Annotated in this window: 9 protein-coding genes; 1 reads left to right on the top strand and 8 read right to left on the bottom strand. The window is 65.9% G+C overall.

Annotation, left to right across the window (positions count from 1 at the left end):
• Nucleotides 1-68: 68 nt before the first annotated feature.
• From ileS to K3756_RS05055, 6 genes are all read right to left on the bottom strand, one after another.
• Complete coding sequence (gene ileS / locus K3756_RS05080; protein ID WP_259991544.1) at nt 69-2,975, bottom strand: isoleucine--tRNA ligase; 2,907 nt, start codon at nt 2,973-2,975, stop codon at nt 69-71.
• Nucleotides 2,976-3,159: 184 nt separating this feature from the next.
• Nucleotides 3,160-5,964, bottom strand: a complete 2,805-nt coding sequence (locus K3756_RS05075; protein WP_259991542.1) for a DUF2339 domain-containing protein — start codon at nt 5,962-5,964, stop codon at nt 3,160-3,162.
• A 75-nt stretch (nt 5,965-6,039) separates the two neighbouring features.
• Nucleotides 6,040-7,665, bottom strand: a complete 1,626-nt coding sequence (locus K3756_RS05070; RefSeq protein ID WP_259991541.1) for an FAD-dependent oxidoreductase — start codon at nt 7,663-7,665, stop codon at nt 6,040-6,042.
• A 2-nt stretch (nt 7,666-7,667) separates the two neighbouring features.
• Entirely contained in the window at nt 7,668-8,675 is a 1,008-nt protein-coding gene (locus K3756_RS05065) for a YcjF family protein (protein ID WP_259991539.1), read from the bottom strand.
• A complete protein-coding gene (locus K3756_RS05060) occupies nt 8,675-9,124 on the bottom strand; it encodes a GNAT family N-acetyltransferase (protein WP_259991537.1) in 450 nt (149 codons plus the stop codon). The genes K3756_RS05065 and K3756_RS05060 overlap by 1 nt, the downstream gene beginning before the upstream one ends.
• Nucleotides 9,121-10,533 carry a YcjX family protein gene (locus K3756_RS05055; RefSeq protein ID WP_259991535.1) on the bottom strand — a complete coding sequence of 471 codons (1,413 nt, stop codon included), beginning with the start codon at nt 10,531-10,533 and terminating at the stop codon, nt 9,121-9,123. Before K3756_RS05055 ends, K3756_RS05060 begins: the two co-directional genes overlap by 4 nt.
• 85 nt (nt 10,534-10,618) lie before the next feature.
• On the opposite strand from K3756_RS05055, the gene truA reads away from it, so the two are divergent.
• Nucleotides 10,619-11,395, top strand: a complete 777-nt coding sequence (gene truA, locus K3756_RS05050; protein WP_259991532.1) for a tRNA pseudouridine(38-40) synthase TruA — start codon at nt 10,619-10,621, stop codon at nt 11,393-11,395.
• On the opposite strand, the gene K3756_RS05045 is transcribed toward truA, so the two are convergent.
• Together K3756_RS05045 and K3756_RS05040 are read right to left on the bottom strand one after the other, a co-directional pair.
• Nucleotides 11,392-11,883, bottom strand: coding sequence for a hypothetical protein (locus K3756_RS05045; RefSeq protein ID WP_259991529.1), 492 nt, complete (start codon nt 11,881-11,883; stop codon nt 11,392-11,394). The genes truA and K3756_RS05045 overlap by 4 nt on opposite strands.
• Nucleotides 11,880-13,535 carry a hypothetical protein gene (locus K3756_RS05040; protein WP_259991528.1) on the bottom strand — a complete coding sequence of 552 codons (1,656 nt, stop codon included), beginning with the start codon at nt 13,533-13,535 and terminating at the stop codon, nt 11,880-11,882. Before K3756_RS05040 ends, K3756_RS05045 begins: the two co-directional genes overlap by 4 nt.
• Nucleotides 13,536-13,555 lie beyond the last annotated feature (20 nt).

Below are 13,555 nucleotides of genomic sequence, written 5' to 3'. Positions count from 1 at the left end.
CCGCTCAATCCGAAACCTGCGCATTGCGGATCGGGCATTGTGCCACGCCCGATCCGCCTTGTGTCACCTCAGCCGTCGCTGACCGCCGCGTCACAGCGGCTGCAGACGCCCGGGTTGGCATGCGTGCCCACATCCGGCAGCACTTTCCAGCAGCGTTCGCACTTGGCCCCGTCCGCCTTTTCGAAAATCACCGCGACGCCCTCGATTTCGGGCAGTCGGAATGCGTCGGCGGGGGCGGCATCGCCAGTCACGGAAATCTGGCTGGTGATGCTCACATCCTCAAAGGAGACGTCTTCCAGCGCGCGGCGTTGCTCGGCATCCTCGACATACACGATCGGTGCCGCCTCGAGCGACGCGCCGATCACCTTGTCGGTACGCTGCACCTCGAGTGCCGCTGTCACCACACGGCGCGCGGCCCGGATGCGCGCCCATTTTTCCGCCAGCTCCGCATCCAGCCAGCCATCCGGCGTGGCGGGAATATCCTGCAGGTGCACAGATGCGTCATCGCCGTCGAACCGCTCCAGCCACACCTCCTCCATCGTGAAGACCAGCACCGGCGCCAGCCACGTTGTCAGCCGGTGGAACAGCAGGTCCATGACCGTCCGCGCGGCACGGCGGCGCAATGTGTCACCGTCGCAATAAAGCGCGTCCTTGCGGATATCGAAATAGAAGGCCGACAGATCCAGCGTGGCGAAATTGAAGACCGCCTGGAACACGCCCTGAAAATCGAACCGGGCGTAGCCCTCGCGCACAATGCCGTCCAGCTCCGCCAGACGGTGCAGCACCCAACGCTCCAACTCGGGCATCTGCGCGGCATCCACCCGGTCGGCTTCGGTGAAATCGCCCAGCGCGCCCAGCATATAGCGCATGGTGTTGCGCAACCGCCGATAGCTGTCGGCCACACCCTTGAGGATTTCCGGCCCGATGCGCTGATCGGCGGTGTAATCCGCCTGCGCCACCCACAGGCGCAGGATGTCGGCCCCGTACTGCTTGACGATTTCTTCGGGCACGATGGTATTGCCGATGGACTTGGACATCTTCATGCCCTTCTGGTCCAGCGTGAACCCATGCGTCACCACCTGCCGATAGGGCGCACGCCCGTAGGTCCCGCACGACTGCAGCAGCGACGAATGGAACCACCCGCGGTGCTGGTCGGTGCCTTCCATATAGACATCCGCAATCCCGTCGTCGGACCCGTCCTCGCGGTCGCGCAGGGTAAACGCGTGCGTCGATCCTGAATCGAACCACACATCAAGAATATCCATCACCTGATCATAGGCGTCCGGGTCCACGATACCGTCGAGGAACCGCGCCTTGGCGCCCTCTTCGTACCACGCGTCCGCCCCTTCGGCCTCGAAGGCTTCGGTGATGCGGGCATTCACTTCCGGATGGCGCAGCAGATAATCCTCATCCGTCGGCAACGCCCCGCGCTTGGTAAAGCAGGTCAGCGGCACGCCCCACGCCCGCTGGCGCGACAGCACCCAATCGGGGCGCGCTTCCATCATCGAATGCAGGCGGTTGCGGCCTGATTTGGGCGTCCACTTGACGTTGTCGATCTCGGTCAGGGCCCGTTCGCGAATGGTCGTGCCATGCTGGTCCTGCCCGTCACCGACCGGCTTGTCGATCGCGGCAAACCACTGCGGAGTGTTGCGATAGATCACCGGCGCCTTGGAACGCCAGCTGTGCGGATAGCTGTGCTTGATCTTGCCACGCGCCAGCAGACCGCCCACCTCGACCAGCTTGTCGATCACGGCGGTGTTGGCGTCGCCCTCCTTGCCCTTGCGGCTCAGGATATGCTTGCCGCCAAAGAACGGCAGATCGGCGCGAAAGCCCCCGTCATCGGTCACATTGTAGGTGATGACCTGCTGGAGCATGCCCAGATCGCGGTAAAGCTCGTATTCCTCCATCCCGTGGCTCGGGGCGCAATGCACAAACCCTGTGCCTTCGGTGTCGGTCACGAATTCCGCGGCCCGGAAATCACGGATGTCGTCCCACTCGCCATTGCTGCCCTCGGCGCCGTGCAGCGGGTGTTTCAGGCTCACCTGCGCCAGCTCGTCGTTGGTCACATCGCGCAGGCGGGTCCACTGACCATCCTCCAGACGGGCGCGGGCAAAGACATCTGCCGCCAGATTATCGGCCAGCAGATACCGGTCGCCCACCGAGGCCCAGCACTCCTCCGGCGTGGCCGTGATCTCGTACAGACCATAGGAAATGCCCTCTCCGTAAACGACCGCCTTGTTGGACGGCATGGTCCAGGGCGTCGTTGTCCAGATCACGACCTTCGCGCCTTCCAGATCACCGCCGCCCAAGACCTCGAACTTCACCCAGATGGTAAAGCTGTCCTTGTCGTGATACTCGACCTCGGCCTCGGCAAGTGCTGTCTGCTCGATGGGCGACCACATCACCGGTTTGGAGCCCTGATAAAGCGTGCCGTTCATCAGGAACTTCATGAATTCCTCGGCAATCACCCGCTCGGCGTGGAAATCCATCGTCAGATAGGGGTTCGCCCAGTTGCCCGTGATGCCCAGCCGCTTGAACTCGTCGCGTTGCACGTCGACCCAACCGGCCGCGAACTGGCGGCATTCCCCGCGAAATTCGTTGATCGGCACGTCGTCCTTGTTGCGGCCCTTTTTGCGGTACTGCTCTTCGATCTTCCATTCGATGGGCAACCCGTGACAGTCCCAGCCGGGGATATAGCGCGCGTCGTATCCCATCATCTGGTGGCTGCGCACGATCATGTCCTTGATCGTCTTGTTCAGCGCGTGACCGATGTGCAGATGCCCGTTGGCATAGGGCGGGCCATCGTGCAGCGTGAAGGGCGTGCGCCCCGTCTTTTCGCGCAGGCGGTCGTAGATACCGATCCGTTCCCACCGCTCCAGCCACGCGGGCTCGCGCTTGGGCAGGCCCGCGCGCATCGGGAAATCGGTCTGGGGCAGGTTCAACGTGGATTTATAGTCGGGTGTTTCGGCGCACATCAGGGGCGTCCTTTGTCTGTCGCATGTCTATGGGAGGGGTCGGTGCGATGGGGCTCAAGCACCTTTGCCCGGCGGCTTGGGTTCAACCAAGCGCCGGGGACATAATTCGCTGTATGATCAGGCGGACTGTCATCTTGGCCCGCTTATAGGACGCCGCCCCAAAGGGGGCAAGCGCGTCTTGGTACTACTCCGGCGCGGGCGGCCCCGGGTCGGGCGCGGGGGCATCGGGCGCGTCGCGTTCGGCGGCCCACCGGTTGAGCCACGCCAGCCCCGCCAGCGACAGCCCCAACACCAGCAAGCTGAAGACACGGGTCAAACCGCCAAGTCCCGAAATGTCGATCAGGAACACCTTGGCCACCGCCAGCCCGATCACCACCAGACCGGCCCGCCGCATCACCAGCGATCTGCGCGCCAGCGACTGATAGAACAGCCCCGCCCCCGCCAGCAGCAACGCCAGCGTATAGGTATAGAGCTCCGGCTGGCCGATGCCCTCCGACAGCGACATGGCATCCCCGCCCTGCCAGAAATGGCGCAGAACCATCGCCAGCCAGAACAACGCCAGCGCCCCGCCCGCCGCAACAAGCGCTTTGCGCAGACGCAGATCGACCTGCCGCAAACGCCACGCCCCCAGCACCAGCACCAGCGCGGGCAGCAGATAGGCCGCCGCCAGCGAGTTGAGCAGAACCGGCCCCAGCACATGGTCGAGCGGCGCACTGCTGAACAGCGGGTTCTGCTGCGTCAGCGACGGCACCAGCGCCACGAGGCCCACGAACCCGAACACCGCCGCCAGTCCCGCGCGGATCTTGTCCATCAGCCCCTCTACCCGGCCGCCGGTGCGCTGCACCTGGGCCAGCGCCAGCCCGAACCAGATCGCCGCCATCAAACCCAGGCTCCAATGCGTATCGGTGCGCCCCACGTCATAGACGGCGCTGATCCAGCGATAGATCAGCAGGCTCAGGGTCATACCGGCGGTCGACCACGCCGCACTGTCGAGCATCAGCTGCGCCAATGGCCGCGACAGCCCGCGCAAGAGCCACAGCGCACCCGACAGCGCGGCAAGCGTCCCGACATAGCTCAGCAACATCCCCGCCAGCGGCCCCGTCAGGCCGAAATCAAGACCCGGATCGACGACCAGCCTGTAGCCCAGCACCACCACACCGACCGCGATGAACACCTGCAACTGCGGCAACCGCCACTTGCGGTCCAGCGCCGCGGCGGCCAGCACGGTCACCGCAAAGGCCACCGTCAGTGCGACATTCGTAAAGATCAGCACAAAGGCGAAGGCCATCGACGACAGCGCCGACATCACCACAAAGCTGACCCGCAGCCGGGCCTCACCGTCGCGGCGGGCAAAGCGTTCCGCAGAAACCACCATCAGCGCCGATAATGCCGCCGCATGCAGCGCCCAGGGGTAGACACCGATGACCTGCCCCGGCGCCCATGTCATTTCGATCACGATGGCAACGGCGGGCGCGGCCACTGCGGCCAGTGCCGCCCAGAACACCGCCAGCGCCCCTCCGGCAAGTGACCGCCACGCGGCCAGCACCGACAGCAGCACGCCAAAGCCCACAAGGATCGTCACCGTAAAGGGAAACGCCGCCTCGGGGGTATCGGTGTATGTGCCCGCAAAATCGCGGAAGAGCCTGCCGCGCTCCAACCCTTCGATCGCGATGCACGCCACAAGGCTCCCCACCGGCAAAAGCGCCTGATCCTGAAGCGCGGGTGCGCGGCGCGACCACACAATCAGCAGCCCCGCCAGGCCCGTCATCGCCATCAGTAAAAGCCAGCTCTGGCCCGCGTCGCGCAGCGTGAATATCCACATCAGCACGCTGGTCGCCAGCACCGACATAAACGCCATGATCGTGGGAAACTGCGGCCACATCCCGCGCCGCTCGGTCGCCGGGAACGCCACCCGCGCGATCAGGCCCGCACTGACGACCGGTCCGCCATGATCGGGCCGCAGCCCCCGCGCCGGGATCAGGATCGCCATCACCGCCAGCGCCACGAAATACACGATGCCGGTCCACTGGCTCGCCCGCGGCAACGTCAGCGCCAGCAGCGCGCCCATCATATAAGCCAGCACCAGCGTCAGCGCCGAGATCCAGCCCCAGCGCCGCACCGTGTCCACACCCAGCCCCAGCGCCGCGATGATTGCGAAATACATCAGCAACGGGCTCGCGTCGGAATTCGAACTCTCCAGCACGATCGGCGCGCCATACGCGCCGATCACCCCCACCGCCACCAGAAGCGGGCCGTGGAACCATCCCATCACCAGCGCGACAAGCGCCACCGCCACCATCCCGATCATCGCCGCATTCGGGCCGATCAGCTCATACAGCATCCGCGCCGACAGAACCCCAGCAAACAGCGTCACGATCCCAGCCCCACTGAACACCGATGGCAGATAGGCCGTGCGCATGTCCTCTCCATCGCCGAACCGGCGGCGGATAAATTCGCCCGCCCCGATCAGCGCCGCCCCGAAGGCCAACGCCGCGGCGACCCGCGCGGCTGGCGGCAACAGGCCGTTTTCCATGCCGTACTGGACGAGGAAAATACCCGCCAGCGCCAGTGACAGGGCCGATACCGCGTAAAACCAGTTCTGCTGCAGCCACGGGCCAAAGGCGGCCAGCGCATCGGCAACGGGGCTGGGGCGCACCGGCTCCGGCGCGGGGTTCATGACGGGCGCGGCGGTTGGCACCGGCGGCGGGCCGCTTGCGACCGCATCGGAACCGCCAGCCTCTTCGGCCCGCAGTGCTGGCGCGGGCGCCTCCTCGACGGCGGGGGCTTGTTCCTGCGACGGGGCGATGTCATCGCGCTCCGAAGCGCCCAATGACCCTTCACGCAACGCCACAACTTCGGCGCGCAAGGCATTGATTATGCTATCGGATTGCTCAAGACGCTGGTGGAATTTTCCCTGCCTGATAAACAGGATGACAATCGACACCGGTATCGCCAGAAGGACGCAACCGACCAAATAAACTATGCCCACCGCGTGGTTCCCCGTCCAAACACCTGCGCGCCCCAGACTAGAGCCTGCACCCCGATGCGCAAGGTAAGGTAAACCCTAGCTTTCGTCGTCGTTCACATGCGCCCATGCCGCCGAAATCACAACCGATCCCTCGCCCACCGCCGACGCGACCCGTTTGACCGATCCCGCCCGCAAATCGCCCACCGCAAAAACACCGGGCTTCGATGTCTCAAACGTGGTGCGCCCGCCGGCCTGCGGACCAGTGCACACGAACCCGCGATCATCCAGCTCCACCATCCCCGAAAGCCAATCGGTATTGGGCGCGGCACCGGCCATCACGAACAACCCCGACGTCTCGATCCGCCATGTCTCGTCCTTTTGCTTGTTGCACAGGGTAACCGCTTCCAACGCATCCTGCCCGTGCAGCTCGATCGCTTCGGTGTTCAGATGGATGGTGATCTTGGGGTGCCGTTCCAACCGGCTAAGCAAGTAGTCGGACATCGAACTGGCCAGCGACGGGCCGCGCACCAGAACATGCACGTGCTTGGCACTGCGCGCCAGATACATCGCCGCCTGCCCGGCGGAATTGCCGCCCCCGATGATTGCCACCTCACCGCCCCGCGCCCAGCGGGCCTCCATTTCGGTGGCCGCGTAATACACGCCCGCCCCCTCGAACCGCTCCAGACCCTCAAGGCCCATGCGCCGGTATTGCACCCCCGTCGCCACAACCAAAGACCGGCCCGACACGTACTGATCATTGTCCAGCTTGACATGAAACAGCCGCTTTTCGCATTGCTCAAGGCTCATTGCGCGGCGCGGCACGGCGAAACGGGTGCCGAATTTCATCGCCTGTACTTCGCCCCGCCCGACAAGATCGCTGCCCGAAATACCGGTCGGAAAGCCCATGTAATTCTCGATCCGGCTCGACGTGCCCGCCTGCCCGCCGATGGCCAGATCCTCGACCACCAGCGCGCTCAGCCCCTCGGCCCCGGCATAGACCGCCGCCGCCACGCCGGAGGGGCCACCGCCCACGATGATCACGTCGAACACCGTGTCGTCGCTGATCGCCATGTCCAGCCCGATGGCGGCGGCCACGGTCTGCGGTGTGGCAGGCGACAAAACTTCGTTACGGCCCAGAATGACCGCAGGCGTCTCACCGTCCAGCGCACAGATCTCGCTGAACCGCCGCCCCTCGTCACTGTCCAGCGCGACTTCGGCAAACGGCAACCGGTTGCGCGCGGCAAAGCTTGCCACATGACGGATATCACGGTCCACTTCCGTGCCAAGCAGCGTCAGCGCGCCGTGCGACTTCTCGAACGCATTGCGCCGCCGCGCGGCAAAGACCGCCACAAGGATATCGCTCATCTCGGGCATATCGCTCATCAGGCGCAGCATGTCGGCCCGTGGCACACACAGGATCTCGCTCTCGACCACGGTGCGCGCCCCCGCAAAGGACACACCCCCCGACAGGAATTGCAGATCGCCGAAGAATTGGCGCGGCCCCAGCGTCGCGTTGCCGTAGCGCTCGCCGCTGCGGCTGTCGACCGCCTCGACCTCCCCGTCGATGACATAGTGGAACTCCGACATCACGACGCCCGGTTCCTGCAGCATCGTCCCCGCGGGCACCGTCTTGACCGTGCCCTGTGCGCGCATCGCTTCGACATGCGCGTCCTCCAGCGGCGTGCGCACCATCGTGGCCAGCTCTTCGGCAAAACGCTCCATCGTTATCCTTCCTTCTTGCCCGCAAACAGCCCCGTCAGACTGCGCGAGATGATTGATCGTACTTTCGGCCGTGTCTGCGCCGCAAAGGGCAACGGCCGGCACACTTCCATCGCCGCCACGCCCACACGGGCGGTCAATGCACCGTTGACAAGCCCCTCGCCGAAACGGCGGCTCAATTTACCCAGAATGGTCCCGCCCAGCACCGGCTCCAACAGATCGTCGCCCACCGCAACCGCGCCCGTGGCCACAAGATGCGACAGCACCGCGCGGGCCAGACGCCAACTGCCGAAAAACCCCGACCGCCCGCCATAAACCTCGGCGATGCGCCGGATCATCCGCAGGTTTGCCGTCAATGCGGCGGCCACATCTGCCAGCGCCAGCGGCACCAGCGCGGTGACCGTCGCGACCTGCCGCGCTGCGGCCTCGACCTCGCGCTGTGCGGCATTGTCCAACGGGCCCAGAAGCTCCGTCTCCGCCAGCCCCATCAGCCCCGTCACATCCAGCTGGTCCCCGCGCAGCTCCGCCAGCCGGTCGCGGCCCCAGCGCGTGTCCTCGCGCCCCTTGTACAGCGCGACCAACCTGTCGGTCACCTCCCGCGCACCCGCCAGATCATCGTTGGCCAACGCCTCGGCGGCGGCATGGCGCAGCCCGTCCAGCCGCGACAGCCGCCCGAACGCCGCCAGTTCACGCAGCGCCACAAGCACCAGCACCAGCACGAACGCCCCCATCAGCAGGCTCAGCGCCAGCCCCACCACCGGATACTGCGCCATCAGGCCGGTCACGAACTGCCACGCCGCCAGCGAAACCAGCGCGGCCACCAATGCCCCCGCGAGCGCCCAGAACAGCCGCATCAGCCGCGAGGGCCGTGCCGTGGCGATCTTGGCCGCGATCTGCATGGCCTGCCCTTCGGCGACAACGGGGCCGTGATCCTCGATCATCGGGGCCTCGGCCACGGACGGGGGCGGCGCCTGCGCAGCTTCAAGATCAATCAGAACCGGGCCCTTGGCCATCACGCGTCCTTTCTGTGCCACTCGAACCGGATGTCGGGCAGCAAGGCATCATTACCTGCCCCGTCGGTCCGGCGTATTTCGTGAAATCCGGCTTTTCTGTAAAACCGGGCGGCGCGGTCGTTGGCCTGATAACTCCACAGGCCCAACCGGTGGGTGCCGCGCTGCGCTTCGCTCATCAGCGCCCGCGCAATCCCGCGCCCCTGCAGGTGGGGCCGCAGGTACAGCGCGTGGATTTCGGTATCGGAACGGGCCAGAAACCCCTGCAACCCGTCGTCGCCCTGTGCCACCCGCACCCAGCCCGCGTCGATCATATCGCCGACAAACATGATCTCTTCGGCCCCCGAATACAGCCGCGGCAACCACGGATGCCGTGCGTTCGCCTCCGCCATGATCTGCGCCAATTTGCCCGCATCGAGACTGCGCGCAGGAGCCAGGGCAATCACGCTCACAACCGGTCACCGAACAGAAACTCCGCCGCACGGTCCAGCCGGATATGGGGCGGACCATCGCCGGGCCGCAGGGTCAGCGGGCTGGGGGCAAACCGCATGATCTGGTAATCCTGCTCGAGCCAGCGCTCGGCCCCCGCCCGCGCGGGCGTCAGCAGATGTGCGGGATCTTCGGGCAAATCGCCCGGATAGAACGCCGCCTGCTTGCCGGTTTCCAGAAGCGCACCGCGCACCACCTGTAAATCCACCCCGTCGTGGCGCATGACATCTTCGGTGGTGGCCCGCAGCGACGCAATCGACATGGCCGCCGTCTTGGCACCGGCAAACCGCGCCTTGTCGCGCGCGTCACGAGTCAGCGCCTGCATGATCGCGGTCAGTTGCGGGTGCTGGGCGTGGTGCAGATGATCGGCCTTGGTGGCGGCGAACAGAATGCGCTCGACCCGCCTGCCGCCAAGGATCGATCCCAGAAAACTGTTGCGCCCGGGCCGGAACGCACCAAGCGTGTCGCGCATCGCCGCCCGCAGATCCTCGACCGCCTGCGGACCTGCGTGGATCGCACCCAATGCGTCGACCAACACAACCTGCCGGTCGATGCGGGCGAAATGATCCCGGAAAAACGGCTTTACGACCTGCGATTTATACGCCTCGAAGCGGCGGCCCATCTCGCGGCGCAACGACCGGCGCGGCGCATCGCCCTCGGGCAGCGGCGCGAAGGTCAGCACCGGCGATCCGGCCAGATCACCGGGCAGCAAGAACCGGCCCGGCGTGCAGTCAGAGAACCCGTCGCGGCGCGCGTGCTGCAGATAGGCGGCAAAGGTCTCGGCCAACCGCTTGGCCACCGGCTCCTCCAGCGCGGCCGCCCCGTCGATATCGCCAAGCATCGCCTTGTAGTCCGCCGCTTGCGGGCGGTCCTTGATCCGCTCGAGCGTCTGCGCGGACCATTCCTCGAAACTCTGTTCCAAAAGCCCCAGATCCAGCAACCACTCACCGGGGTAATCGACAATATCCAGATGGATCGTGCGCGGCCCCTTCAGCCCCGCCAGCATGCCCGAGGGGCGCACCCGCAAGCTCAACCGCAGCTCCGAAATCGCCCGCGTGCTGTCGGGCCAGCGCGGGCTTCGGGCCGTCAGATCGGCCATATGCCCCTCGAAATCGAACCGCGGCACGGTATCGTCGGGCTGCGGCTGCAGGAACGCCGCCTCGATGCGGCCCTCGGTGGCTGCCACCAGCCCCGGCATCCGCCCGCGGTCCAGCAGATTGGCCACTAGCGATGTGATGAAAACGGTTTTGCCCGACCGGGCAAGACCGGTGACACCCAACCGGATCACTGGCTCGAAGAACGTCTCCGATACGGTATCCTGCACCGTTTCGACCTGGCGCCAGATGCCATCGGCAATTTGCGAAATGACCACCCCGGCCCCCTGTCTTGACTTGGCCGTAACATAGGGCCGGGGCACGGGGATTGCCAGCGCCGGTGCGGCACGCTACATGCCGCGCATGCCACGTTATGCCCTGAAAGTCGAATACCACGGCGCCCCTTTTGTCGGGTGGCAACGCCAGAAGGAACATGCTTCGGTGCAGGGCGTAATCGAAACAGCGCTGGCCCGGCTCGAACCCGGCCCCCACACCATCGCCGCCGCGGGCCGGACGGACGCGGGCGTGCACGCAACAGGCCAGGTGGCGCATTGCGACATGGCACGCGACTGGACCCCCTTTCGCCTGTCGGAGGCACTTAACTACCACCTCAAACCGCACCCGGTGGCGATTGTGGCGTGCGCCGCCGTCAGCGATGATTTTCACGCCCGGTTTTCGGCACGCGAGCGGCGCTACCTTTTTCGCATCCTGACCCGCAGGGCACCCGCCACGCACCACAACGGTCTGGTCTGGCAGGTCAAACACGATCTCGACACCGACGCGATGCAGGAGGCCGCGAACCGGCTTGTCGGCAAACATGATTTCACCACGTTCCGCTCGACCATCTGTCAGGCCGACAGCCCCGTCAAAACGCTCGACCGCCTGACGGTCAGCCGGGTCAAGACGCCCCATGGGACCGAAGTGCATTTCGATGTGCGCGCCCGCTCGTTTTTGCACAATCAGGTGCGCAGCTTTGTGGGCACGCTTGAACGGGTCGGCGGCGGGACGATGACGCCACAGGATGTGCAAATCGCACTCGACGCGCGCGACCGCGCCGCTTGCGGTCCGGTCTGCCCGCCCCACGGGCTCTATCTCGCCGATGTGGTCTATCCCGATCCGCCGTTCGCGCCGCAAAGCTAGTCGTTGTCGGTCAACCCTGCGCCGGCGCCCGCGTTCCGTGACGCCTCGCTGTCAGGCACCATCGTCCGCTGGGCCTGCTCGGTCCACTCGGCATAGATCTCGTCGCTCAACTCGATGCGCGCGGGCGTGCGGCGCGGCACGGGCAGGGTCAGATCCAGCAGCAATTCCATCCGCAGGTTCAGCATCGCCTCATAGGGCAGACACTCGACATAGCTGCGCGCCAGCGGCACCCAGCCCCCGGTTTCGAAATAGGCCTCCGCCCGGCCGCCCCGTGCATTCTCCGCGATGGCCTGTATGCGGCGGGGCAAATCGATGATCGGCCCCAGCGGCAGCGCGACGAGCGCGCGGCGCAGGTCCAGCACATCGCGGTCGGCCTGCAGGTGCACGGCGGCCGCGCGGCCGAATTCCCCGGCCTGCTGTACCGGCGCACCAACGCCCCGCGCCGCCTTGCTGGCGAGCGTCGCAACCTCGTTTTCGGAATAGCTCATGGCCGCGCCACCGGCAGCCACCAGTCATCGGCCTCCGGCTGGGTCAGTTCATCGGCCAAAGGCGCGCCCTGACACAGGGTGATCCGGGTCCAGCGGTCCGATTTGGGGTCGAACTTGGACGCGCCAAAGAACGACAGCTTGCAGCGCAGCATGTCGATCGGCAGACACCGCCCGCTGATCAGGTTGTCGTGGATTTCTCCGTAGGGATAGCGTTGCGACAGCGCCACCCGCGACACCGCAAGCGCGTGGTCGGGATGACGCTCCAGAAAGGTGGACACCGATTGCGCCGTTTCGGGCAGGTCCTGCACCATCCGGGCGACCCGCCGCGCAATATCCAGCGGGCTTTCCAACTCGGCACCCGGCTCGTCAAAGCGCAGGCCCAGCCGCGGTTCCTGCTTGGCCTGCGACACGTACCAGAACTGTTCGCATTCCGCCGCCGCGTCATAGGGCACGCCGATCGCCCAGCCAAAGGCCGCGCGCGCCTGTGCGCCCACTGCATCCGTATCGGCAAGTAAAGGCGCGAAATTGCCGAAAGGATCGGCCATACATTCACTTAACCCGTCGACCAGCGTGCCGAACGGCTCGATCAGCAGGCTGGCCATCAGCTCCTGCACATCACAGCTTTCGGCATCGACCTGACGCATCACATGGTCCAGCGGTTGGCGCATCTCCATCGCGTCTGCCGCCAATACCGCCTTTACGCGTTCCCAATCGGCCCGCAAGGCCACGATCCGTGCCTGATGGGCGGCATCGGGCACCCGCCATTCCGCCAGATGGCGGGCGGCCCGTTCGGCCAGCGCGCCCAGGCGCCGGATCTCGTCCTCTTCCAGACGGTCAATCGCCCGCACCCGCGCCAGCGCGGTTTCGCGCGCGCTGATCCAGTTGTTCAACAGCACCGGATGGTTCACCAGAAACGGCGCCATGCCCAACCCCGTGGAATTGCCGATGCCCAGATGCCGCTTCGTGGCGCGGTCCAGCGTGCCGCGACCCACGTGTTCGGCCAGCGCATGGGTAAAGTGCCGGATCAACCACACCGTCAGCATTTCCGCGGCAAAGGGGCCGCGCAGTCCCGGCCGCTGGTCATAGGTGCCGCGGTCCGCGATCCCGAATTTGCCGTTGCCGTAGACGGCCGTGGTGCGCATCAGGTATCCCACATCGCGGATCATTTCGGGATCGGGCTGGCGGCCCGCACGCAGCGATTGCACCACATGGGCAAACAGGCGCACGGATTTATTGGCGCGGCTCAGCACCAGATCGCGGTCACAAAAACGCCCCGCCTCCTGCTTGGGCGCCTGCGCCACGATCCGCGCGATGTCCTCCGCATCCGGCACCCCGTCAAACAGGACATAGGCGCTGTCCCACGCGGTGGCGATCACGCGGTCCGTGCGCATCTCGGGCGGCAGATCGGTCGACACCGCGACCAGCGAATAGGTATGGCCGCCCAGATCGACACAGAACACCCCATGGCCAAACCCGTCCTCGCACATGTCCCAGACATGGCGGGTCACGACCGCGCGTTCCGCCGCCAGCGTCCGGATCAGGCTGCGCAGGAACGACAGGCGCGTGGGAAACATCGACCCCATCCGCGACAGGCGCATGACCTGCGCGGGCGGCCGCAGTGCGACGCTCGGTATCACGGCATCATCACGCATCGGCGCAGTCCTGCGCACGG

The sequence above is a fragment of the Sulfitobacter sp. S190 genome (assembly GCF_025141935.1).
In the GTDB taxonomy this organism is placed as follows: domain Bacteria; phylum Pseudomonadota; class Alphaproteobacteria; order Rhodobacterales; family Rhodobacteraceae; genus Sulfitobacter.
The sequence above is the reverse complement of the archived record's forward strand: the minus strand, read 5'-3'. Positions and strand labels throughout refer to the sequence as shown.

Excerpts from the sequence above, each read along its gene's own strand:
- ileS (WP_259991544.1), bottom strand. The coding sequence starts at position 2,975 with ATGTGCGCCGAAACACCCGACTATAAATCCACGTTGAACCTGCCCCAG.
- truA (WP_259991532.1), top strand. The coding sequence starts at position 10,619 with ATGCCACGTTATGCCCTGAAAGTCGAATACCACGGCGCCCCTTTTGTC.
- K3756_RS05040 (WP_259991528.1), bottom strand. The coding sequence starts at position 13,535 with ATGCGTGATGATGCCGTGATACCGAGCGTCGCACTGCGGCCGCCCGCG.
- K3756_RS05070 (WP_259991541.1), bottom strand. The coding sequence starts at position 7,665 with ATGGAGCGTTTTGCCGAAGAGCTGGCCACGATGGTGCGCACGCCGCTG.
- K3756_RS05045 (WP_259991529.1), bottom strand. The coding sequence starts at position 11,883 with ATGAGCTATTCCGAAAACGAGGTTGCGACGCTCGCCAGCAAGGCGGCG.
- K3756_RS05065 (WP_259991539.1), bottom strand. The coding sequence starts at position 8,675 with ATGGCCAAGGGCCCGGTTCTGATTGATCTTGAAGCTGCGCAGGCGCCG.